The 21,023-nt window shown below is 66.8% G+C and carries 25 protein-coding genes; 12 read left to right on the plus strand and 13 right to left on the minus strand.

The window, feature by feature from the left end:
- Nucleotides 1–59: 59 nt before the first annotated feature.
- Nucleotides 60–236 (plus strand): ribbon-helix-helix domain-containing protein, encoded by a 177-nt coding sequence (locus NO878_RS09195; protein WP_256405696.1) that lies wholly within the window; start codon nt 60–62, stop codon nt 234–236.
- Nucleotides 233–976 (plus strand): queuosine precursor transporter, encoded by a 744-nt coding sequence (locus tag NO878_RS09200; RefSeq protein ID WP_256405697.1) that lies wholly within the window; start codon nt 233–235, stop codon nt 974–976. Before NO878_RS09195 ends, NO878_RS09200 begins: the two co-directional genes overlap by 4 nt.
- Nucleotides 977–991: 15 nt before the next feature.
- Here the strand turns inward: NO878_RS09200 and NO878_RS09205 are convergent, their stop codons facing one another.
- Nucleotides 992–1,759 carry an RlmE family RNA methyltransferase gene (locus NO878_RS09205; protein WP_256405698.1) on the minus strand — a complete coding sequence of 256 codons (768 nt, stop codon included), beginning with the start codon at nt 1,757–1,759 and terminating at the stop codon, nt 992–994.
- Between the two features lie 192 nt (nt 1,760–1,951).
- A complete protein-coding gene (locus NO878_RS09210) occupies nt 1,952–2,599 on the minus strand; it encodes a helix-turn-helix domain-containing protein (RefSeq protein ID WP_256405699.1) in 648 nt (215 codons plus the stop codon).
- Between the two features lie 160 nt (nt 2,600–2,759).
- On the opposite strand from NO878_RS09210, the gene NO878_RS09215 reads away from it, so the two are divergent.
- The 3 genes from NO878_RS09215 (at nt 2,760) to sufU (ending at nt 5,237) form a co-directional block, all read left to right on the plus strand.
- A complete protein-coding gene (locus NO878_RS09215; RefSeq protein ID WP_256405700.1) occupies nt 2,760–3,503 on the plus strand; it encodes a DNA polymerase sliding clamp in 744 nt (247 codons plus the stop codon).
- Between the two features lie 251 nt (nt 3,504–3,754).
- Nucleotides 3,755–4,729, plus strand: coding sequence for a transcription initiation factor IIB (locus NO878_RS09220; RefSeq protein WP_256405701.1), 975 nt, complete (start codon nt 3,755–3,757; stop codon nt 4,727–4,729).
- Nucleotides 4,730–4,817: 88 nt separating this feature from the next.
- A complete protein-coding gene (gene sufU / locus NO878_RS09225; RefSeq protein WP_256405702.1) occupies nt 4,818–5,237 on the plus strand; it encodes a Fe-S cluster assembly sulfur transfer protein SufU in 420 nt (139 codons plus the stop codon).
- A 2-nt stretch (nt 5,238–5,239) separates the two neighbouring features.
- Here the strand turns inward: sufU and NO878_RS09230 are convergent, their stop codons facing one another.
- The 5 genes from NO878_RS09230 to htpX form a co-directional block, all read right to left on the minus strand.
- Nucleotides 5,240–5,629 (minus strand): helical membrane plugin domain-containing protein, encoded by a 390-nt coding sequence (locus tag NO878_RS09230; RefSeq protein WP_256405703.1) that lies wholly within the window; start codon nt 5,627–5,629, stop codon nt 5,240–5,242.
- 1 nt (nt 5,630) lies between these two features.
- Nucleotides 5,631–6,761, minus strand: coding sequence for an NAD(P)/FAD-dependent oxidoreductase (locus NO878_RS09235; protein ID WP_256405704.1), 1,131 nt, complete (start codon nt 6,759–6,761; stop codon nt 5,631–5,633).
- An 86-nt stretch (nt 6,762–6,847) separates the two neighbouring features.
- The gene (radA, locus tag NO878_RS09240) at nt 6,848–7,879 is read right to left on the minus strand and encodes a DNA repair and recombination protein RadA (protein WP_256405705.1); all 1,032 of its coding nucleotides are present in this window, start codon (nt 7,877–7,879) and stop codon (nt 6,848–6,850) included.
- Between the two features lie 119 nt (nt 7,880–7,998).
- On the minus strand, nt 7,999–8,610 hold the full coding sequence (gene pspAB / locus NO878_RS09245; RefSeq protein WP_256405706.1) for a PspA-associated protein PspAB: 612 nt from the start codon (nt 8,608–8,610) through the stop codon (nt 7,999–8,001).
- Nucleotides 8,610–9,482 (minus strand): zinc metalloprotease HtpX, encoded by an 873-nt coding sequence (gene htpX / locus NO878_RS09250; RefSeq protein WP_256405707.1) that lies wholly within the window; start codon nt 9,480–9,482, stop codon nt 8,610–8,612. The genes pspAB and htpX overlap by 1 nt, the downstream gene beginning before the upstream one ends.
- Before the next feature lie 91 nt (nt 9,483–9,573).
- Between htpX and NO878_RS09255 the strand changes: the two genes are divergently transcribed.
- Entirely contained in the window at nt 9,574–10,680 is a 1,107-nt protein-coding gene (locus tag NO878_RS09255) for a 60S ribosomal export protein NMD3 (RefSeq protein WP_256405708.1), read from the plus strand.
- On the opposite strand, the gene NO878_RS09260 is transcribed toward NO878_RS09255, so the two are convergent.
- From NO878_RS09260 to NO878_RS09275, 4 genes are all read right to left on the minus strand, one after another.
- The gene (locus NO878_RS09260; protein WP_256405709.1) at nt 10,677–10,877 is read right to left on the minus strand and encodes a DUF7317 family protein; all 201 of its coding nucleotides are present in this window, start codon (nt 10,875–10,877) and stop codon (nt 10,677–10,679) included. The two genes, NO878_RS09255 and NO878_RS09260, sit on opposite strands and share 4 nt — an antisense overlap.
- A 128-nt stretch (nt 10,878–11,005) precedes the next feature.
- The gene (locus tag NO878_RS09265; RefSeq protein WP_256405935.1) at nt 11,006–12,784 is read right to left on the minus strand and encodes a helicase C-terminal domain-containing protein; all 1,779 of its coding nucleotides are present in this window, start codon (nt 12,782–12,784) and stop codon (nt 11,006–11,008) included.
- Between the two features lie 48 nt (nt 12,785–12,832).
- On the minus strand, nt 12,833–13,042 hold the full coding sequence (locus tag NO878_RS09270) for a DUF7561 family protein (RefSeq protein WP_256405710.1): 210 nt from the start codon (nt 13,040–13,042) through the stop codon (nt 12,833–12,835).
- A 129-nt stretch (nt 13,043–13,171) separates the two neighbouring features.
- Entirely contained in the window at nt 13,172–13,336 is a 165-nt protein-coding gene (locus tag NO878_RS09275) for a DUF5786 family protein (RefSeq protein WP_256405936.1), read from the minus strand.
- Between the two features lie 104 nt (nt 13,337–13,440).
- Between NO878_RS09275 and NO878_RS09280 the strand changes: the two genes are divergently transcribed.
- Nucleotides 13,441–14,442, plus strand: coding sequence for a DUF5784 family protein (locus NO878_RS09280; protein ID WP_256405711.1), 1,002 nt, complete (start codon nt 13,441–13,443; stop codon nt 14,440–14,442).
- Here the strand turns inward: NO878_RS09280 and NO878_RS09285 are convergent.
- On the minus strand, nt 14,439–14,723 hold the full coding sequence (locus NO878_RS09285) for a DUF5789 family protein (RefSeq protein ID WP_256405712.1): 285 nt from the start codon (nt 14,721–14,723) through the stop codon (nt 14,439–14,441). The two genes, NO878_RS09280 and NO878_RS09285, sit on opposite strands and share 4 nt — an antisense overlap.
- Before the next feature lie 157 nt (nt 14,724–14,880).
- Here NO878_RS09285 and NO878_RS09290 point away from each other — a divergent pair, with 157 nt between their 5' ends.
- On the plus strand, nt 14,881–15,672 hold the full coding sequence (locus NO878_RS09290) for a PHP domain-containing protein (RefSeq protein ID WP_256405713.1): 792 nt from the start codon (nt 14,881–14,883) through the stop codon (nt 15,670–15,672).
- A gap of 25 nt (nt 15,673–15,697) precedes the next feature.
- The gene (locus NO878_RS09295; RefSeq protein ID WP_256405714.1) at nt 15,698–15,862 is read left to right on the plus strand and encodes a DUF6757 family protein; all 165 of its coding nucleotides are present in this window, start codon (nt 15,698–15,700) and stop codon (nt 15,860–15,862) included.
- A gap of 72 nt (nt 15,863–15,934) precedes the next feature.
- Here the strand turns inward: NO878_RS09295 and NO878_RS09300 are convergent, their stop codons facing one another.
- On the minus strand, nt 15,935–16,459 hold the full coding sequence (locus NO878_RS09300; protein WP_256405715.1) for a DedA family protein: 525 nt from the start codon (nt 16,457–16,459) through the stop codon (nt 15,935–15,937).
- Between the two features lie 123 nt (nt 16,460–16,582).
- On the opposite strand from NO878_RS09300, the gene hemB reads away from it, so the two are divergent.
- The 3 genes from hemB (at nt 16,583) to hemL (ending at nt 21,023) form a co-directional block, all read left to right on the plus strand.
- The gene (gene hemB, locus NO878_RS09305) at nt 16,583–17,572 is read left to right on the plus strand and encodes a porphobilinogen synthase (RefSeq protein WP_256405716.1); all 990 of its coding nucleotides are present in this window, start codon (nt 16,583–16,585) and stop codon (nt 17,570–17,572) included.
- 290 nt (nt 17,573–17,862) lie between these two features.
- Complete coding sequence (locus NO878_RS09310; RefSeq protein WP_256405717.1) at nt 17,863–19,539, plus strand: ammonium transporter; 1,677 nt, start codon at nt 17,863–17,865, stop codon at nt 19,537–19,539.
- 149 nt (nt 19,540–19,688) lie between these two features.
- The gene (gene hemL, locus NO878_RS09315) at nt 19,689–21,023 is read left to right on the plus strand and encodes a glutamate-1-semialdehyde 2,1-aminomutase (protein ID WP_256405718.1); all 1,335 of its coding nucleotides are present in this window, start codon (nt 19,689–19,691) and stop codon (nt 21,021–21,023) included.

The raw sequence follows: 21,023 nt of genomic DNA on the forward strand, positions 1-21,023 counted from the left end.
CGAGAGAACACCATGAGAATATTAGCACGTGTGATCGGGTGCGAACTGGGGGGAGTGGCGTGACCAAGATCAGCGTCGAGATTCCGGACGAACTCTTGGCCGACCTCGACGAACACGTCGGCGAGGACGGGAAGTTCGTAAACCGGAGCGACGCGATTCGGGCGTCGGTCAGGAAGAATCTGGATCTGCTCGACGAGATCGACGCCAGGCACGGGCGTCTGGAGTCCGACGAATGAACGGCAGACGGGACGCATTGCCGGCGGGCCGCGTCGCCATCCTCGCGCTGTTCGTGACGGCGCTGGTGACGGCGCAGTTGACCGCCTCGAAGGTACTCGCCGTTCCGCTGCCGGTCGCGCTGCCGCGGGTCGGCGCGACCGTCAGCCTGCCCGGGGCGGCGCTGGCGTACGCGCTCACCTTCTTGGCCTCGGACTGCTACGCGGAGCTGTACGGCCGGCGGGCGGCACAGGTCATGGTGAACGTCGCCTTCGTCATGAACTTCGTGTTGCTGGCGCTGGTGTGGTCGACCATCCTGGCGCCGGCGTCGCCGAACTCGCCGGTCGACCCCGCACAGTTCGCCGCGGTGCTCGGCGCGAGCACGAACATCGTCGCAGGCAGCCTGCTTGCCTACCTCGTCAGCCAGAACTGGGACGTGTTCGTCTTCCACCGGCTCCGAGAGGCGACCGACGGCGACTTCCTCTGGCTCCGGAACGTCGTCTCGACGGGGACGAGCCAGGCCATCGACACCGTCATCTTCGTCGGTGTCGCCTTCTACCTCCTGCCGCGGTACGCGGGCATCGGCACCCCGACACCGTGGTCCTTAGTCGTCGGGCTGATGCTCGGCCAGTATCTCCTCAAACTGCTCATCGCACTGGTCGACACGCCGTTCGTGTACGCCGTCGTTGGCCTCGTGCGCTCGCGGGCTGACGCGGCCGCGAAGGCCGCGGCCGCCGCGACGGGCGACCCCGAGCGCGAGTAATCCGGGGGCGTCCGCTCAGACCCGCTCGGCGAAGGCAAACCGCGGCTTGACCTCGTCGATCCGCACCTCGACCCGGTCGCCCACCTCGGCGTCGGGAACGAAGACGGTGAAGCCGTCGACGCGGGCAATGCCGTCGCCCTCGTCGCCGCGGTCGACGACGTCGACGACGAGTTCGTCGCCGGCGGTGATTGGCGCCGTGAGATACCCCTTGGCGACGAGATACACCTCCGAAGAGGAGTCCCGGGAGGCGTCGGGCCGGATCGAGCGCACGTACTCGAAGGAGTCGTCCATATCGGTACGGAGGGCCGCGAGGTCCGGGCCGTCGAAGGCCTTCACGACCAGGTCGCCGCCCGGCGCGAGGACGTCCTCGGCGACGCCGAGGGCCTGCCGGGCGAGGTGGATCGACCGGGCGTGATCGACGGAGTACTCGCCGGTCATGTTCGGCGCCATGTCGGAGACGACGGCGTCGGCGCCGGCGTCGCCGACGGTTTCGCGGAGGCGGTCGACCGTCTCGGCCTCGGTCATGTCGCCCCGGAGCGTCTCGACAACGTCGTGATCGAGCGGCCGGATGCGCTGGCGGTCGACGCCGACGACGGTGCCGCTTTCGCCGACCGCCTCGGCGGCAACCTGAAGCCAGCCGCCGGGCGCCGCCCCGAGGTCGACGACGACGTTGCCCGGGGCGAGCAGGCCCGCCGCCTCGTCGAGCTGTTTGAGCTTGTAGGCCGACCGGGCACGATACCCTTCCTGTTTCGAGCGGTTGTAGTACTCGTCGCGCCCGGTCATGGGCGACTCACCGGACGTCGCGGCCGCGAACGGACGGCCGACGGGTGTGTGTCCACGTTCATACGCGAACCGAGGCGGTCGACCCGGATATGCACGTCGGATGCGTAGCCTCGATCCGTCGCTAGCGGTCGCCTTGGCCACCGATGACTCCAGTGTCGCCCCGGCGCGGCCGTTCACAGGGGGAGAGGATCGTCACCCGTCTTCGGACAACAGGGCGTTGGTGACGAAGGTCACGATGCCGCGGCGCAGTCGCTCGGTGACGGCCTGATCCGAAATGCCGAGGTCGTCGGCCAGTTCGATGGTCGTACAGCGCCGGGGGATGTCGTAGTAGCCGCGGTCGACCGCGAGTTCGAGCGTTCGTCGCTGTCTGGGTGTCAGTCCGTACCAAGCGCCGGTCCCCGAGGTGGGGTTGTAGACGCGCTCGATTTCGATAGTAGCGTCGAGATCATCGGTGGCGGATCGAAACGACGAGAAGTCGTCGTGACTCGGGAACGCCGCCTCGAACGTCCACGCCTCCGAGGCACCCGTGCCGCGACGGATGGAGCCGCCGTGGTCGTCGAGAAGTCGGAAGAAGGGTTCGGCCTCGGCGTCCCACGAGACGAGACGGAGTGAGCAGTCCCCGGACACGTCGACGGGTTCGAACCGGTAGCCGTCCGTATCGGCGAACGGGTCGCGGCCGTCGAGATGGTCGGTGGCGAGGTCGGACAGCGAGAAGACCGGCGCCGAACAGTCTTCCACTGCGTTCACCCGTTCGAGTTCGGTCTCCCCGGAGCCAACCGGGAGTCGCCGACCGAACTCGAACTGGTGGGTCGGTATTCGCAGTTCGACGATGATGGCCATAGAGTGTACAGCAGTATCCAACGAGGGTTCATAGCAGGTATGCTTGGTTAACCAAGTTTCCTTCGCCATCGGGGTGTTCGTATAAACCGGAGGCAGACACGCGCGCTCGCCCGCGACGAACAGCGGGTATTTTTAACGCCCGGGGCGTACCACCGGGTACATGTTCAAGGCCATCGTGAGCGCGTCGACGCTCCGGGACGCCCTCGACTCCGTGAGCGTGCTGGTCGACGAGTGTAAGGTTCGGCTCAACGAGGACGGCCTGTCGATTCGGGCGGTCGATCCGGCGAACGTGGGGATGGTCGACCTCTCACTGGACGCCGCGGCGTTCGAGTCCTACGAGGCCGACGGCGGCGTCATCGGCGTCAACCTCGCCCGACTCGAGGATATCGCGGGGATGGGCAACGCCGGTGACCTCGTCCACCTCGAACTCGACGAGGAGACCCGCAAACTCCACATTCGGATCGACGGGCTCTCCTATACGCTGGCGCTCATCGATCCCGACTCGATCCGCCAGGAGCCGGATATCCCCGACCTCGATCTGCCCGCAGAGATCGTGGTCGAGGGCAACCAACTCGACCGCGGCATCACCGCCGCCGATATGGTCTCCGACCACATCGACCTCCGTGTCGACGAGGGGGCGGAGACGTTCCACATCGAGGCCGAGGGCGACACCGACGACGTCGACTTCGAGATGGGTCCTGGAGACCTCATTCACCTAGAGGCCGGTCCGGCCGACTCGCTGTTCTCGCTCGACTATCTCAAGGACATGAACAAGGCCATCCCCGGCGACGCCGAGGTAACGGTCGAACTGGGCGAGGAGTTCCCGGTGAAACTCCACTACGAGTTCGCCGAAGGTCTGGGACAGGTGACGTTCATGCTCGCGCCGCGCATCCAGAGCGAATAACCGTCGAGCGCCCGCCGCTCACGACCCCGTTCCACGTCGACCGGCGCCGCGATCGGCCACCCCATCATTTATTATCGTTCGGATTTTTCCCGACCGCCGATATCATACGTTTGCTGTCACGAATTGCGGGTTGTTTATGTACTCTCGTGCATTTCAGCGGTTGTTTTATATACCTAGAACACTAACTGTGGGTTAAGAACCGTCACGGCGGCACGGTCCCCGTCTCGGCCGTCGGTGGCGATTACCTCATCATGACAGAAGCACGTATCTGGACGACCGAGAGTACCGAAATTCAAGAGCACGAAGAGTCGACGACCGAACACGTCTGTCCCGAGTGTGGCGGCGCGCTGGTGACCGACGAGGAACACGGCGAGACGGCCTGTAGCGAGTGTGGACTCATCGTCGAGGCCGACGAGGTGGACCGCGGCCCCGAGTGGCGGGCCTTCGACGCCCGGGAGCGCGACGAGAAGTCCCGAGTCGGCTCGCCGACGACGAAGATGATGCACGACAAGGGGCTGTCGACGACGATTGACTGGCAGGACAAGGACGCCTACGGAAAGGCGCTGAGTTCGCGCCAGCGCGAGAAGATGCAGCGCCTGCGAACGTGGAACCGGCGGTTCCAGACCCAGGACCACCAGGAGCGTAACCTGCGGCAGGCCCTCGGTGAAATCGACCGCATGGCCTCGGCGCTTGGCCTCCCCGAGAACGTCCGCGAGACCGCGAGTGTCATCTACCGACGGGCGCTGGAGGACGACCTCCTGCCGGGACGTTCCATCGAGGGCGTCGCCACCAGCGCACTCTATGCCGCCGCTCGGCAGGCGGGCGTCCCGCGGACCATCGACGAGATGGCCCGCGTCAGCCGGGTCGAGGAGCGCGAGTTCAAGCGCACCTACCGGTACGTGGTGCGGGAACTCAACCTCGAAGTCGCCCCGGCCGACCCGGTGAGCTACGTCACCCGATTCACGTCGGACCTCGACCTCTCGGACGAGGCCGACCGACTGGCACGGCGGATGCTCGATGCGGCAAAGGAACGCGGACTCCACAGCGGCAAGAACCCGGTCGGCCTCGCGGCCGCCGCCGTCTACGCCGCGCCGCTGCTCACCAACGAGGAGATCACCCAGCGAGACGTAAGCGAGGTGGCCGACATCAGCGAGGTCACCATCCGCAACCGGTACCGCGAACTCCTCCAAGCCTACGAGGACGCCGGCCAAGCGGCCGCCGTCTGAGGCGACCCGAAACCGGCTCACAGTGGCCCACACGGGTCCCCGTACCCCGGAATCCTTTTACGCGAAAGTACCCTACCTGAAGCTACTCATGGGTATGGGATCGGATATGTACCGACAGCAGATCCTCGATCACTACAAGAACCCTCGCAACCACGGGGAACTCGAGGATCCCACGTTCACCCACGTCGGCGAGAACCCGTCGTGTGGCGATACGATCAAAATTGACGTGCGCCTCGACGACGACGGGGAGACCATCGACTACGTGAGTTTCTCCGGCGACGGGTGTGCGATCAGCCAGGCGAGTGCGAGCATGCTCACCGAGCGTCTCCCGGGCACGACGCTCGGCGAACTCGCCGAGATGGACCGTGACGACGTGGTGGAGATGCTCGGCGTCGACATCAGCCCCATGCGGATCAAATGCGCCGTCCTCGCGGAGAAGGTGATTCAGGACGGCGCGAAGATTCACGAGGGCGACCTCGACATCGACGAGACGACCACCGAGGAGTAGCCTTACTCCTCTCCCCGCTCTAGTTCTCGCCCGATCCCTCGCGCGAGCGCCACCAGAAACGCCAGTCCACGCTTGACCTCCGGATCGCGGAGCGCCCGCAGGAGACCGACGACACCGACCTCTCGATAGGCCGTCTCGGGGTCGCCCGCGTCACCGAGCGCTCGCAGGAGCGTCCGCGCCCCCCGGATCGTCTCCGGCTCCGTCGCTTCGTCGGCCAGTTCACCCAACGAACCGGCGGTGCCCGCCACCGACGACACCATCTCGTCGTCGGCCGCCTCGGTCGCGAGGGCAAGCACGTCGAGTAGTTCGTTCACATCGTCGAGACGGCGGACGAACGCCGCCACCGCTTCGGGGTCCTCGGCGACGGCAGCCGCCAGGTCGTCGTCGCTCATCTCAGATCAACCCCCGTGCGGTCAGCCAGTACGACTCGTTGTACGCGCCTTTCGCCCAGTGGACGAGTGCCGACTCCGCGCGCAGGTCGGGGAGGGAGTCGTAGTCGAACGAGACGAACGTCGCCTCGTCCATACCAGCTTCGAGGAAACAGAGCACCTTGCCGTCGTAGGTCGCTGTCGGCCGGTGGCCCCGGACCCGGGCCGCGATCCGGTCGGCGACGACACCCGCCTGGTAGTGGGCGACGCTTCCTGCCATCGGCCGTTCGATATCAGTCGTATCGCCGATAGCGTACACGTCGTCGGCGCGGGCCGCTTCGAGCGTCCGCGGGTCGGTCTCGACCCAGCCGTCGTCGCCGAGACCGGCCTCGGCAACCAGGTCGACGCCCGCGTGCGGCGGGATGGTCACGAGTAGGTCGTAGTCGAGCGTTCGCCCGTCGGTCGCGTGGAGCGTCCGCTCGCCCGGATCGACGCGTGCCACCGCGAAATCGGTGTGGCTCTCGACGCCCGCGGCGTCGAAGCGTTCGTCGGCCCAGTCCGCGACCGGCGGGAGTTTGTGTGACCGCTCGGTCGGCGCCGTGTAGACGACGTCGCTCTCCGCGCGCACCTCCCGGTCGCGGAGCCAGTCCTCGACCATCAGCGTGAACTCCACCGGCGCGGCCGGGCACATGTGCGGCATCCCGGCGACCGACAGGACGACACGGCCGCCGTCGAACGTGGCGAGGGCGTCACGGAGCCGTTCGGCACCGTCCTCGCTGTAGAAATCGTGGGCGCCCTCGACGAGACCGGGAATCCGGTCGGGCACGAGTCGTGCCCCCGTCGCGACGACCAAGTGGTCGTAATCGAGCGCCGACGTTCCATCGACGGTCACCCGCTTCGCGTCGGTGTCGATGTCCGTCACCCGCCCCGTTCGGAGCCGTACCTGCCGGTCGAGCAGGTCGTCGAGCGGACGCCGGCCGTCCGCCGGCTCCGCGTCGCCGAAGGCCACGTAGAGCCAGACGGGTTTGTAGACGTGGACGCCAGTCTCGTCGACGAGCGTCACCGCCGCGTCCCCGGTGTCGAGTTTCGATGCGAGCTTGTTCGCGAGGACGGTTCCTCCGGTCCCCCCGCCGAGGACGACGATCCGTTCGGTCATTGATCGATCACCGAGTCGGACGACGTGCCGCTACTACGTAAAATTGTGCGGTGAGTACAATAACGTGGGAATCCCCCAGATCGTGCCTACTCGGGGACGAGGCCCTCGTCTTTGACGCGCATCACGGCTTCGCCGTCGGCGAGGTTGGGCGCGTCGACGAGGCGGACGATCCGCTTGTCGCCTTTCGACTTCCGCAGATACATCCGGAACGTCGAGGTGTGACCGAGGATGTTGCCCCCGATGGGTTGGGTCGGGTCGCCGAAGTAGGAGTCGGGGTTCGAGGCGACCTGGTTGGTGACGAGGACGGCCGTGTTGTAGAGGTCACCGATCCGCATCAGGTCGTGGAGATGTTTGTTGAGCTTCTGCTGGCGGTCCGCGAGTTCGCCCCGACCGACGTACTCCGCACGGAAGTGCGCGGTGAGGGAGTCGACGTTGAGCAGGCGAACGGGCCACTCGGTGTCCTCGTGTTCGCTCGCGAGTTCCTTTGCCTTCTCGGCGAGCAGGATCTGGTGGTTGGAGTTGAACGCCTTGGCGACGTGGATCTTGTCGAGTACGTCGGTGACGAGTGCCTCCATCGCGTCCTCGTCGCCGGGCGATCCCTCGATGTCGCGGTCGTCCATCGTCGCCTGGATGATCTCGTCGTCGAGGCCCCGGACCATGTCGTCGATGCGCTCGGGACGGAACGTGTCCTCGCTGTCGACGAAGATGGCGCTTCCGCGGAGACCACCGTACTCGGTAGGCAACTGGACGTTGACCGAAAGCTGGTGGGTGACCTGGGACTTACCGGCGCCGAACTCGCCGTACACCTCGGTGATGGACTGGGTCTCGACGCCGCCGCCGAGTAGGTCGTCGACTTCGGAGACGTTCCAGGTGAGTTTGCCGATCTGTTCGCGTCGTTCGAGCACGGCCGCCCCGCTCTCGAACCCGCCGATGTCCGCTGCCTCGCGGGCCGCGTTGATGATGTCACTCGCCGTCGATTCGCCGATGTCGGCCGTGTTGGAGAGCTCCGCGGGACTCGCCACCGCGATGCTCTGATAGCTCTCGAAGCCCGCATCGGTCAGCTTATCGGCCGTCGCCGGGCCGACTCCCGGAAGGTTCTCGAGGTCGTCTTCTGCCATGTGACTTCGCTTGTGCCCCTCCGCACATAAAGCCTCGTTAACACCGTGGTGAAAGTAAAACGGCACGAGGGCGTGGCCCTCGATATCACGGAACGCGGAAGTTCATCCGGAGTGGCGCGCTACGTCCACGGGTGGCCGCCGTCGTCGTCGGGCCACAGCGGATACCAGTAACTCTCGTCGTCCTCCACGTCGAGTTCGCCGTCGAGGACGGACTGGAGTTTGAACTCCAGGCGGTTGTCACGGTCACGACCCGACTGCGGGGCGAAGGGGTAGTACGCGCCGCGGCGGAAGGAGTAGATCCAGTACGCGCGGGCGCCGTCGCGGGGGCGCTCGAAGCCGAACACCGCCGCGAGGAGGCGGGAGCCGTACCCCTGCTCGACGAACGTGTCGGCGGCGAAGTGGACACTCGTCACCAGGTCCTCGGGGTCGTCGTCCTCGAGGACGACCCAGTGGTAGCCGTGATCGTCCGTGTGGCGGTAGAAACGCGTCCCCGTCTCGGCCTCGCCGGCGTGAAGGATCTCCTCGACGTCGTCGACCGTCGCGTCGAAGTCGGTGCTATCGACAGCGGAAAAGCAGAGTGCCGCGGCGTCGACGGGGACGAAATCGAGGTCGGCCTCCATCGTGAGATAGGCAGTGCTCATGCCGAACAGATCCTCGGGGTCGGCCTCGCGGGTCGCGTCGGCGTCGGTACGAACGCCGAGGACCGACCGGAGCGCATCGAACAGGCCCATCAGCGCCGTTCCATCTCGCCTTCGAGGTTGCGCAGGCGGTCGACACGCTTCTCGGTCGACGGGTGCGTCGAGAACAGGCGGCCGACGACACCGTTCCGGAGCGGGATGACGAAGAAGGCGTTCATCTCGGACTGCTCACGGAGGTCACGGTCGGGGACGTCGTCCATCCGCCCGGAAATCTTCAGAAGCGCCGAGGCGAGTGCCGAGGGACGGCCGGTGATCGCGGCGGCTCCCCGGTCGGCGGCGTACTCGCGGTACCGCGAGAGCGCCCGGACGAGCAGGAAGGAGACGACCCAGACGACCAGAGAGACGAGGACCGCCACGACGACGCCGCCCCCGCCCTGACGGTTGCGGCCGCCGCCGAACAGCCACCCCCACCGGACGACCATGAACGCGAGCGTCGAGAGGAAGGAGGCAATCGTCATCACCATCACGTCCCGGTTTTTCACGTGGGCGAGTTCGTGGGCCATCACGCCTTCGAGTTCCTCCTCGTCGAGGGTGCGGAGGAGACCCTCGGTGACACAGACCGTCGAGTGCTGCTGCGAGCGGCCGGCAGCGAAGGCGTTGGGCATCTTCGTATCCGCAACCGCGACGTCCGGTTTCGGGAGGTCGGCCTGCTGACAGAGGCGCTCGATCATGGCGTGCAGGCGTGGATACTCGTCGGCGTCGACGCGTCTCGCGCCCATACTGTACAGCGCGAGGCGGTCGCTGAAGAAGAACTGTCCCAGCGAGAACAGCCCCATCACGAGGACGACGCTGAACAGCCCCATGTACCGCGACAGGATCACGACGAAGACGATGTAGAGGACGAAAAGGAGGAACATCGTCAGGACCATCCGGCCTCGAAGGCCCCAGTCGGGTTTCCACTCCATGCTCAACAGTAGGGGCGGACACCGGTAAACGTTATCGACATCCGACCGCGTGTCGCGGGGCTTAACCGCCGTGGGCGACTACGATCTGGCGATGAGCGACACCGAGTCTCGGGAGTTCTGTCCGCGCTGTGGCGACCCGGTGCCGACGCGAGCGGAGCCACTGCCCGGCGAACCCCGTGACCGGGACCGCCGGCTCTGCGACGCCTGTTACTTCGAGGACTTCGCGCTCGTGGACGCCCCCGAGCGGATCGAGGTGCTGGTCTGTTCCGGCTGTGGCGCCGTCCACCGAGGGAACCGGTGGGTGGACGTCGACGCCCGCGATTACACCGACGTGGCCGTCGACGAGGTTCGGGAGGCCCTCGGCGTACACGTCGACGCCCGAAACGTCACGTGGGCGGTCGACCCCGAACAAGTCGACGAGAACACCATCCGGATGCACTGCCAGTTCACCGGCGTGGTGCGCGAGACACCTCTCGAGGAGTCGGTCGTCGTCCCCGTGAAGATATCACGGGGGACCTGCGACCGCTGTGGGCGCATCGCCGGCGGCTACTACAACGCCATCGTCCAGGTACGGGCCACCGACCGGACGCCCACAGCGGCGGAGCGGAATCGCGCCGTCGAGCGTGCGGAGGCGTACATCGGTGACCGGGAGTCGGCGGGCGATCGGAACGCCTTCATTACCGAGGTGGAGGAGGTCGACGACGGCGTGGACATCCGCATCTCCACGACACAGATGGGTGAAGGGGTCGCAACTCGGATCGTCCGTGAACTCGGCGGGAGCGTCGAGAGCTACCCCACCCTCGTCACCGAGGACGGCGACGGAAACGAGGTTTACCGAGTCACCTACGCGGTACGACTGCCGAAGTTCACGCCCGGCGACGTGATCGCCCCGGACGACGACGCGGGGCCGGTGCTCGTTCGGAGCGTGAGCGGGAATCTGAAAGGGGTTCGCCTGGCCTCCGGCGACCCCTACGAGGCGTCGTTCGACGACGAGGAACTCGCCGCCAGACGGCTGACGACCCGCGAGGACGCCGTCGAGACGACGGTGGTGGCCGTCGAGGACGCCCACGCGGTACAGGTGCTCGACCCGGAGACCTACGAGGCAAAGACCGTGTCGCGCCCGGCATTCTTCGACGCAGACGCCGAGACGGTCCCCGTCGTCAAGACGCGGGCCGGTCTCCACCTGCTGCCCGACTAGTCGGCGTCGGCGAGGAGGCCACGGCCACCGACATCGGCGTCGGCGCTGTCGGCGTCGGTCCCCACACGCCGCGTGTATGCATCCACCGCGCTCGCCATCTCGTCGTTGGAACAGCCCGCGTGCCGCGCGGCCTGCGAGAGCGTGAGCGTGCCGTTGCGATACAGGATCACCGACGACTCAATCGAGTGTGTGCGCATTTGGGTACGTATCCGAGAAATAGTCGTAGGTACCTAAACCTTTCTAGGTACACAGACAGCGTATGATAGGTTCTGCCGTGGATAAGGAAACAAGTGGCCAATCAATATATGCGAACCGATACCACGGATCACTCGCCCCACACGTCCGACAGCGGGTGGTCGTCGCCGCCGTCGCTCGATTCGGACCCGCCGGACGCCGTTCCGGATGGGGGCGCGGTCCGGCCGCCGCTCTGTGTTCCGGGCGTCGTGTCCGTGCCGTCGAGCGCCGCTGCGGGGTCGAACGCCGGGAGAGTCGGCCGTCGCATCCGATCCACGGCGTCGGCGAACCAAGACGGGGTGTCGCTCCGGGCGCGTTCGAAGAGGTCGAGGAGGCTCGAATCCGCGAGGTAGGTGGCGCCGTGGTCGTCGGGCGCCCGCACGATCCGTCCCGCGGCCTGGATCACCGTCCGGAGGGCGACCCGGTAGTACCACGCCCACTGTCCGTCCTCCAGGCGACGGGCCACCCGTGAGTCAGCGGTGTTGAGGTAGGGGGCCTTACAGAGCACCTGCCAGCGGGCCAGGTCACCGCGCAGGTCCAGCGCCTCCTCCATCTTCACTGAGAGGAAGACATCGGGGGTGTCGACGGCTTGCCAGTCCGCGAGCGCTTGGTCGCGGTTCGCCCGGTCGTGGGTGCGGAGGCGGGCGTCGACCCCGAAGTCCGACAGGTGGTCGGCCAGTCGGTCCTGGATCGCGTAGGAGTGACAGTGGACGAGGCCCTTCTCGTCCGGGTGGCGCGCCATGAGCCGAACCAGCAGACGGGCCACGTCGGGCAGCGTCTCGTCGCGGTGTTCGTAGGTCATCTTTCCCTGGGTCACGTCGTAGAGCGGGCGATGCTCCAAGGGGAAGGTGTGTGGAACGTCGACCAGTGCGACGTTCGAGGGATCGAGACCGACGCCGCGGCAGAAGGCCGCCTTATCCAGGATGGTCGCCGAGAGGAGGGCGAACTTGGTTCCGCGGTCCCAGACGGTGTGATGGAGGTATCGCCCGGGGTCGAGTGGTTTGATCGTGATGGCGCTCTCCTCACCGTCGGGCTGGTCGACGACCCAGGTGGTCGCGCTGGTCGGGTCGCGGTAGTCGGAGACGAACCACTGAAGATCGGAGCGGAGGTCCTGTAACCGGTCGCGGCGGGCGGCCTCGCCCGGTGTCAGCTCCGACGACGTGGTCAGCTCCGTGGCAGCGCGTTCACAGACGCCAGCGAGCGTCTCGGCAAAGCGGGCCGTCCGGTCGAGCGGGTCGGCGGCGCCGTCCACATCGGGCACGCCCACCTCGTCCCAGACCGGGACGGTGTCGGGCCGGAGGTCGACGGTGGCGTACATCTCCGCCCACTCTGCGAGGCCGTGGGCCTCGTCGATCACCACCACGTCACGGGTGCCGAACACCTCCGAGCCGGCGGTCTGCATGAAGTAGGCGAGTGTCATCGCCGCGATAGACCGGTTGGAGGCGATGGCGCGGTCGGCGTAGTAGGGACACCGGTGTTGTACCGTGCAGTCGTAGCCCGACTCCCGGGCACAGGGCGCGCGGTCGACGGGCGTCGTCGTCTCGTCGGGGAGGATGCAGGTGTAGTTGCCTTTCCCCCGGATCACGTTGAGGTCGTCGAGCAAGTCGTCGGCGGCCACGTCGTCGAGCTGTGACACCTGGGGCGTGGTGTAGTATGCGCCGGTCGGCTCGGCGGGGTCGGCTTCGGCGGGCGTCCGGGCCGCTCCGGCGACGGCGCGGGCGAGCAGCGACTTCCCGCTCCCGGTGGGTGCGCGCACGAGTACCACGTCGTTGCCCGCGGCGAAAGCCGAGCGGATGTCCGCCAAGGCCTCGCGCTGGTTGCCACGGAACGACGGGGCCGGAAACGAAGGCGGGATGCGCTCGGGGTCCACGGTGGCCACAGCCGGGCGCCGCAGGTAATACTGTCGAACGTCGGCGGGCTAGTCGGACAGTGCCGCCACGTCGTCAGCGGTCACCTCACGGTCGTCCGGGAGGCGTTCGATGCAGTCGAAACAGAGGAAGTGTTCGGTGCCGTCCGCGAGTTCGAGTGTGACGCCGCCGGTGGTCTCGGCCTCGAACGTCCAGAAGTTCCCGGCGCCGCCCGCGACGGGGACGTCCGCCCCACAGCCGTCACAGGGATCGGAGCTCATACTCGGAGGACGGGCCGGGACGGCAAAGCCCTATGGATCAGCGCCCGTCGTCGGGGTGGCTCGGTTACTGCCACCGCCGTCGCGACGGCGTCGACGACAGCGATGGGTCTGCTGGGGCGAGCCGAAGAGTCACTCGCCCTGGAGTTGCTTGAACTGATCGAGGAGCGCTTCGGTGGAATCACCGGACTCGTACGAGAGGGTCCCTCGGAACTCCGACCGGTCGTCGTCGGAGAGGTCGACCTGCCCCGTCTTCTGCGCGCGACGCTCGTGTTCGGCCTCGTCATAGGCACCCATTGACATGGTAGATGCTGACTTGGACACGTCCAGATATATATGTAACGGACGATCCGGGGGAAGCGACGCGGAACGCGTAAATCGTCCGGGGACGTAGCGTCCCCGTGGCACGACCTCTTCGTTTTCGACACGCTCCCGGCCGCTGGACGGACGGCCGCGTCCGCGCCGAGGTGTTCGAACCGCTGGACGGCAACCTGGGTGCGACGAGTCGCCGCCCCTGGTTCAAACCCCCCGAGGGCTACGAAGCCCGGCGGTTCGACGTGGACAACGGCGACACTGCGCTTTTCTGCTGGAACGACGACGGCGCCTACTGGCTCGGCAACACGGAAACGCCGTCGAGCCTCTGGCGCACCGAGAAGTACGGCTTTACCGAGGTGCCGTCGGGCGTCGCCGACTGGGCAGAGCGTGAACTCCGGGCGGAGCTACACGAGCAGTCGCCGTGGCTCGAACCCTATCCCCATCTCTCGTGGTTTTTCCTTCCCGTGTTCCTCTCGAAGGACGGCCGGTGGACGACCCGCGAGTTCTTCGACGAACACGCGGCGGGGTTTCCCGACGCCGACCGCGACGACGCGCTGGGCTTCTACGAACGGTTCCTGTCGACGGGCGTCCTCGACGAGGACCGCGAGACGATGGCGGGCAAACTCGGCACCTCGGAACACCTGGATCTGACGCGTATGGCGGCGACCATGGGTGAGTTTCACGCCGCGAAGCTACTCGTCGACGCCGGCTACGAGCCTCGACCGGAAATCGAAGTGACGACGGGCCACTCCATCGACTTCCAGGCCCGAACCGACGAGGGTGAACAGCCGCTGGTCGAGGTGACACGGCCGTTGCCGCCGAACCAGCGCTCGGCGGGAACCCCCGCCGCCGCCGTTCGGGACACCGCGAAGACGAAGACGAACGGACAGCTGTCGGCACACGCCGGCGGCGTCGTGTTGTTCGTCGACTGCTCGTCGTTCCCCGATGACGACTGGCTGGCGGTCAGCCAAGCGCGGCCGGACGTGGGACACCGCCCGGCGGTTGTCTACCGGACGCGACCCGACGGACGGACGACAGGCTATACGAAGGGATCGGTACCGCTAGAATTGGAGTCGGTCTTCGACTAGAGCGACAGCGGCGTCGGTCCCGACTCGCCGAGCGCCGTCGGGTCTCGGTCGCTGTAGAAGCGTCGGCCGATGGCCTTGTGTCCGACCGCCGAGCGAACCGAGAGGCGGACCTCCTCGGGCGTGGTGAACTCCTCGGTCGCCAGTCGGTCGAGCACCTCGCCGACCTGCTCGGTTCCGCGCTGGAGTTCGAGTTCGTGGTCGCCGTGTTCGGCGATGATCTCGTCGGTGGTTGTGGGGAATTCGAGGGCGTCGATCATTTCGCCAGTGCCGTTGAACTTCATCAACAGAGTGGAGACACCGGAGAACTATAATGGTTTTCCATGCACGACCTTAGAGAGAGACAAGTCTTTAATCATCCTTAATTGTCGATCAGTGACGTGTGTGGGAGTGTCATGCTACCGTCGCAAGGCCTATCGGCGGGGCTGGCAAGGAGAAGGTATGGACGTGGTCGCCGATCTGCACGTACACACGCCCGTCTCCGACGGGCGACTGTCTCTCGATGCTCTCCCGTCTGCGGCGCGTGCGGCGGGCGTCGAGACGGTTGCGATCACCGACCACGACCGCCTCCACCCGGACCTCGATGCCCCCGTGACCGTCCGCGACGGAATCACGGTGATCCGGGGGATCGAACTCCAGGTGGAGACGGCGACGGGGCGGATCGACCTGCTCGGCTACGGGGTCGAGGAGACGGCGGCGCTGCGGGCGGAGTTGGATCGCCTCCAACGCGACCGGATCGAGCGCGCCCGCCGGATGACGGCGCGGGTCGAAGAGCACCTCGGCGTCGACCTAGACGTGGCGTTCGAACCCGGCGTCGGGCGCCCACACGTCGCCCGGGCGGTTGCGGAGAGCGACGCCGACTGCGACTACGCGGGCGCGTTCGAGCGACTCATCGGCGACGACGGCCCCTGTTATCTCCCCCGCAAGGTGCCACCGGTCGACCGCGCTCTCTCCCTGCTGACCGCGGCCTGTCCGGTCGTCTCGCTGGCCCATCCGTTTCGGTACGCCGACCCGGCGGCCGCGCTCGAACTCGCGCCCGAACTCGACGCAATCGAGCGGTACTATCCGTACGATCATCGGGTCGAGACGGAGCGTCTCGACGCGGTGATAGCGCGCCACGACCTGCTGGCGACCGGGGGGAGTGACGCCCACGACGACCGACTGGGTCGCGCTGGCCTCGATACCGCCGCGGCCGCCCGGATCACGTCGTGTCTGCCGGATTCGCAGGCTTAAACCGGCGGGAGTCCCTACCCTGGGTATGAAGTGCCACTACTGTGATCGCGAGGCCGCCTACGCGGCAGAGAAGGAGGGTATTCGCGTCGGCCTCTGCGAGAATCACTTTCGCGAGCGGTTGGAGGAGCTCGCGGAGTCCGACGACCTTGCCGCACTCCGCGAACGGATCGACATCGACCGCACCGAGTAGTCTTTCTCGCGTCCCGCACCGGCCCCACTGGTCCCCCCGTCCCCGCGCATGGAATCGCCGGCGCGAGGCGTCTCACAACACCGTCCCGAACCAGAGGTAGAGTCCGGCCAGTATCGCCTCGAAGGAGAGGGTGCCGAGCGCCGAGAGGAGCACGAACCGTCGGTCGTCCATTCCGGCGAGGCCGGCGGGCACCGTCACCATGCCCCGCGTGAACAGGAGGGTGTTACTCACGGGGACGACCACCGGTCCCCACCGGTCGAACCAGCCCTCGAAGCGGGCGAGCGTGTCGTCACTGACGCGGAACCACCGGGAGCCGAGGAGCCGTTCCCGCCCGACCCGCTTGGCCAGCGTGAACAGGGCGAACTGCCCCACCGTCGCGCCGGCGACAGCGACGCCGACGACGACGGCAGCCGTCCCCACGGACCCTCCGAGAAGCGCGAGGGCGCCGGGAACGACGAGTTCGCTCGGGACGACGTAGAGCAACATCGCCCCTTCGAGGACGAACACGCCGAACAGAACCAGCAGGCCGTAGTCGGCGGCGAGCAACTCGCGGAGGGCATCGGGGAGTTGCGCGATCTGAAGCGGCGACGCGAACACACCTCGCCTTGGGCCACCGAGAGACTAATCGGTTGCGTCTCCGCCGTGGGCGTGAGGCCAGCGGGTTCGCCCGCGAGTACGCGGGAACGACGGGGTTTTTGACGTCCCGGACGAGGTGCCGGTATGGACCAGACAGACCGCCCGCGGCGACTCCGCCGGGACGGCGTCCGCTCGCTGGTCAGCGAGACCCACCTTCGCGCAACCGACCTGGTGGCCCCCGTGTTCGTCGACGCGACGACCGACGAACGGGTGCCCATCGAGTCGATGCCCGGCCACGAACGGGTCCCCGTCGACGAGGCAGTCGCCCGCGTCGAGGAGGTGTTGGCGACGGGTGTCGAGGCCGTCATGCTCTTTGGCATCCCGGAGTCGAAGGATCACGAAGGCTCGCGCGCTTGGGCATCGGACGGCGTCGTCCAGCGGGCGACCCGCGCCATCACCGACGCGACGGACGCGACGGTGGTTACCGACGTATGTCTCTGTGAGTACACCGACCACGGCCACTGTGGGGTGCTGGAGGCCGACGCCCGCGACGATCCGACCCTGACCGTCGACAACGACGCGACCCTGGACCTGCTGGCACGGACAGCCGTCTCTCACGCCGAAGCAGGGGCGGAGATGGTCGCGCCGTCGAGCATGACCGACGGGATGGTCGGCGCCATCCGAACGGCGCTCGACGACGCCGGCTTCAGCGACGTGGCGATCATGTCCTACGCGGCCAAATACGAGAGCGCCTTCTACGGTCCCTTCCGCGACGCCGCCGATGGCGCCCCCGCCTTCGGTGACCGGCGGCATTACCAGATGGACCCCGCGAACACGCGGGAGGCGCTTCGCGAGGTGCACCTAGATGTCGAACAGGGCGCGGACGTGCTGATGGTGAAACCGGGTCTCCCCTACCTCGACGTGGTGAACGCCGTCCGGCGCGAGTTCGACCGGCCCGTCGCCGCCTACAACGTCAGCGGCGAGTACGCGATGCTTCACGCCGCCGCTGAAAAGGGATGGCTCGACCTAGACGCCGTCGCCCGGGAGTCGCTGCTCTCGCTCAAGCGTGCGGGGGCCGATCTGATCGTGACGTACTTCGCCGAGGACGTCGCGCCCGACTGCCGCGACGCGTAACCGACCGGGCGAGACGAGTAGTTCGTTTTACACTACATACGTCAAAATATTCGCCGGTTCTCGTTTTGAGAGTGTACACCTTACGACCTTATACACCCCTTATCTGCTATTAAACCGGACGAACATCCACGAAACCCCTGCTATATCTTCATTTGTAAACGCTAACCCTTATACTATGTCGTAACAGTATCTTCTATCGCAATTCGGAGAACGAACATGGCACGGAAACCTCAAAACGCGAACGTCTGTCCAAGCACTGATCACGAAGCACCGTCCGCGGAGGAAGCCGAATGCTGACGCCGCTGCAGGTTGACCCCTCGGCGTTGGCGTCCGGCGTCAACAACGTCTGGGTGTTGACCGTCACCTTCCTGATTTTCTTCATGCACGCTGGCTTCGCCATGCTGGAGGCGGGGCAGGTACGCTCGAAGAACGTCGCCAACCAGTTGACGAAGAACATGCTGACCTGGAGTATCGGCGTCATCGTCTACTTCCTGATCGGCGCCGCTGTCTCAGGGATGGTCGGCGGAGCTGCCAGTCCGTTCGGCTACATCGCCGGTGGCTCCGATGCGTGGATCGGCTGGCTGTTCGGCGCGGTGTTCGCCATGACGGCGGCGACCATCGTCAGCGGGGCCGTCGCCGGCCGCGCAAAGCTCCGTGCGTACGTCACGTACACGGTGTTGCTATCGGCGGTCATCTACCCCGTCGTGACGGGCCTGACGTGGGGGGGCGGCTACCTCTCGTCGGTGCTCGGCGTCGGGTTCAGTGATTTCGCGGGCGGCATGATCGTCCACGGAATGGGCGGCGTCGCCGGGCTCACGGCGGCGTGGGTCCTCGGCCCGCGGATGGATCGCTACAACGAAGACGGAAGCGCGAACGTCATCCCCGGTCACTCGATGACCTTCGCCGTACTGGGGACGCTCATCCTCTGTTTCGGCTGGTACGGCTTCAACGTCGGCACGGCGGCGACGGTGTTCGTCGTCGAGGAAGGCTCCGTCGCGCTGGGCTCGTTCGCCGAAACCGTCGGCCGCGTGGCGCTGACGACGACGCTCGCGATGGGTGCAGGCGCCATCGGGGCTGCCGGCGTCTCGCTGCTCCAGACGAAGAAAGTCGACACGCTGTACGTCGCCAACGGGATGCTCGCCGGTCTCGTCGGCATCACGAGCATCACCAACCTGTCGACGTGGTGGGGCGCCCTGCTGGTCGGCCTGCTGGCCGGCGGTCAGCTCCCCCTCGTCTTCAAATTCGTCGAGCGGAAGCTCAAGATCGACGACGTCTGTGCGGTCTACCCCGTTCACGGGAGCGCCGGCGCTCTCGGTGCGGTGCTGCTGCCGTTCGTCTCCATCAACGGCTTCTCGACGCAGGTGCTGCTGGCACAGATCGTCAGCGTCACCGTCATCGGCGCCTGGACCATCGTCGCGACCGCGGTGGTGTTCGGTGCCCTGAAGGCCATCGGTCAGGCTCGCGTCGACCCCTCCCACGAGCGTGAGGGCCTTGACGTCGCCGAACACGGTGTCGACACCTACCCCGAGTTCGGCGACCAGCCCGACGCGGTGCCGGACGGCGGCGAGGACCTCCGGACCGACGGCGGCACGGAGATTCGGACCGACGGCGGCGAGGCCGAACGCGACATCAAGATGGTCACCGCCATCCTCCGCCCGGAGATGCTGGGCGACGTGAAACAGGCCATCGCCGAGGTGGGCGCCCCCTCGATCACCGTGACGAACGTCTCCGGCCGCGGCTCCCAGCCCGCCAAGAAGGGCCAGTGGCGCGGCGAGGAGTACACCGTCGACCTCCACCAGAAGGTGAAAGTCGAGTGCGTGGTCGCGGACGTGCCCGCGGCGGACGTCGCGGAGGCGATCCGCGAGAGCGCGAACACGGGCGAACCCGGCGACGGCAAAATCTTCATCCTGCCCGTCGACAATGCGGTCCAGGTCCGGACCGGCAAGGAGGGTCCCGACGCGGTCTGAGATTTCGCGGCTGAACGCGACCCCGACTGCGACTATCTCGGCCCCGGCAGACGGTCTCCGTGGGTACAGTTCCGTCACCGAGGCCTCTGCGGCGAGCACCCCTTCTCCAACCCAGTACATTCTTTCCGCCGCCGTACACAGCGATAGGTATGACCCACGAGAACTCGCGGGAGCTGTACGACCGGGCGCTGTCGGTCCTGCCCGGCGGCGTCAACTCGTCGGTGCGGGCGACGATGCCGTATCCCTTCTTCGTCGAGGACGGCGACGGCGCACACGTCGTCGACGCCGACGGCAACCGCTATCTCGACTACGTGATGGGCTATGGCCCGTTGCTGTACGGCCACGACCTCCCCGACTCCGTCGAGGCGGCGATCCAGTCACACGCCAGCGCCGGGCCGATGTACGGTGCGCCCACCGAGGTGGAGGTCGAACTCGCGGAGTTCGTGGCCCGACACGTCCCCTCCGTGGAGATGCTTCGGTTCGTCAACTCGGGGACCGAGGCGACGGTCTCCGCGGTTCGTCTCGCCAGAGCCTACACCGGGCGGGACAAAATCGTCGTCATGCAGGGTGGCTACCACGGCGCCCAGGAGTCGACGCTCGTCGAGGGCGACCCCGAGGGCGCCGTGCCCTCCTCTCCGGGCATTCCGGACAGCTTCGCCGAACATACGATCCCCGTGCCGTTCAACGACACCGACACCGTCGCCGACGTGTTCGAAGCCCACGGCGACGACATCGCGGCCGTCCTCACGGAACCCATGCTGGGCAACATGGGCGTGGTCATGCCGGTCGACGGCTTCCACGAGTCGCTGCGCGACCTGTGTGACGAGTACGGCTCACTGTTGATCTTCGACGAGGTCATCACGGGGTTCCGGGTCGGCGGCCTCGGCTGTGCACAGAGCGAGTTCGGCGTCACGCCCGACCTGACGACGCTCGGCAAAATCGTCGGCGGCGGCTTCCCGGTCGGCGCCGTCGGCGGCCGCGCCGAAATCGTCGAACACCTCACGCCCGGCGGCGACGTGTTCCAGTCGGGCACCTTCTCGGGCCACCCCGTGACGATGGCCGCCGGTCTGGAGACCCTGCGGTACGCCGCCGAGAACGACGTCTACGACCACGTGAACGGGCTCGGCGAGCAGTTGCGCGCGGGAATTACCGATATCCTCGAGGAGCGGGCGCCGGAGTACACCGTCGTCGGCACCGGCAGCATCTTCAAGACCATCTTCACCCGCGAAGGCCGTGGCGGCGAGGATCGGTGTGAGGCCGGCTGTCGTCAGCGTACGGACTGCCCGAACTACGACGCCTGTCCCAAGACGGGGGCGGACGTCGCCGCGGCCGAGACCAACCGCTGGGAGCGAGTGTTCTGGCAGGAGATGAAAGAGCGCGGAATCTTCCTCACCGCCAACCAGTACGAGGCACAGTTCGTCAGCTACGCCCACACGGAGGCAGACGTCCAGCGGACCCTAGACGCGTACCAGGAGACGCTGTAG

The organism is Haloplanus ruber (assembly GCF_024494725.1).
Lineage (GTDB): Archaea > Halobacteriota > Halobacteria > Halobacteriales > Haloferacaceae > Haloplanus > Haloplanus ruber.

Bases quoted from the DNA above. Each gene is read 5' to 3' on its own strand.
- NO878_RS09200 (WP_256405697.1), top strand. From the start codon at position 233: ATGAACGGCAGACGGGACGCATTGCCGGCGGGCCGCGTCGCCATCCTC.
- NO878_RS09205 (WP_256405698.1), bottom strand. From the start codon at position 1,759: ATGACCGGGCGCGACGAGTACTACAACCGCTCGAAACAGGAAGGGTAT.
- NO878_RS09210 (WP_256405699.1), bottom strand. From the start codon at position 2,599: ATGGCCATCATCGTCGAACTGCGAATACCGACCCACCAGTTCGAGTTC.
- NO878_RS09215 (WP_256405700.1), top strand. From the start codon at position 2,760: ATGTTCAAGGCCATCGTGAGCGCGTCGACGCTCCGGGACGCCCTCGAC.
- NO878_RS09220 (WP_256405701.1), top strand. From the start codon at position 3,755: ATGACAGAAGCACGTATCTGGACGACCGAGAGTACCGAAATTCAAGAG.
- sufU (WP_256405702.1), top strand. From the start codon at position 4,818: ATGGGTATGGGATCGGATATGTACCGACAGCAGATCCTCGATCACTAC.
- NO878_RS09230 (WP_256405703.1), bottom strand. From the start codon at position 5,629: ATGAGCGACGACGACCTGGCGGCTGCCGTCGCCGAGGACCCCGAAGCG.
- NO878_RS09235 (WP_256405704.1), bottom strand. From the start codon at position 6,761: ATGACCGAACGGATCGTCGTCCTCGGCGGGGGGACCGGAGGAACCGTC.
- radA (WP_256405705.1), bottom strand. From the start codon at position 7,879: ATGGCAGAAGACGACCTCGAGAACCTTCCGGGAGTCGGCCCGGCGACG.
- pspAB (WP_256405706.1), bottom strand. From the start codon at position 8,610: ATGGGCCTGTTCGATGCGCTCCGGTCGGTCCTCGGCGTTCGTACCGAC.
- htpX (WP_256405707.1), bottom strand. From the start codon at position 9,482: ATGGAGTGGAAACCCGACTGGGGCCTTCGAGGCCGGATGGTCCTGACG.
- NO878_RS09255 (WP_256405708.1), top strand. From the start codon at position 9,574: ATGAGCGACACCGAGTCTCGGGAGTTCTGTCCGCGCTGTGGCGACCCG.
- NO878_RS09260 (WP_256405709.1), bottom strand. From the start codon at position 10,877: ATGCGCACACACTCGATTGAGTCGTCGGTGATCCTGTATCGCAACGGC.
- NO878_RS09270 (WP_256405710.1), bottom strand. From the start codon at position 13,042: ATGAGCTCCGATCCCTGTGACGGCTGTGGGGCGGACGTCCCCGTCGCG.
- NO878_RS09275 (WP_256405936.1), bottom strand. From the start codon at position 13,336: ATGGGTGCCTATGACGAGGCCGAACACGAGCGTCGCGCGCAGAAGACG.
- NO878_RS09285 (WP_256405712.1), bottom strand. From the start codon at position 14,723: ATGAAGTTCAACGGCACTGGCGAAATGATCGACGCCCTCGAATTCCCC.
- NO878_RS09290 (WP_256405713.1), top strand. From the start codon at position 14,881: ATGGACGTGGTCGCCGATCTGCACGTACACACGCCCGTCTCCGACGGG.
- NO878_RS09295 (WP_256405714.1), top strand. From the start codon at position 15,698: ATGAAGTGCCACTACTGTGATCGCGAGGCCGCCTACGCGGCAGAGAAG.
- hemB (WP_256405716.1), top strand. From the start codon at position 16,583: ATGGACCAGACAGACCGCCCGCGGCGACTCCGCCGGGACGGCGTCCGC.
- NO878_RS09310 (WP_256405717.1), top strand. From the start codon at position 17,863: ATGCTGACGCCGCTGCAGGTTGACCCCTCGGCGTTGGCGTCCGGCGTC.
- hemL (WP_256405718.1), top strand. From the start codon at position 19,689: ATGACCCACGAGAACTCGCGGGAGCTGTACGACCGGGCGCTGTCGGTC.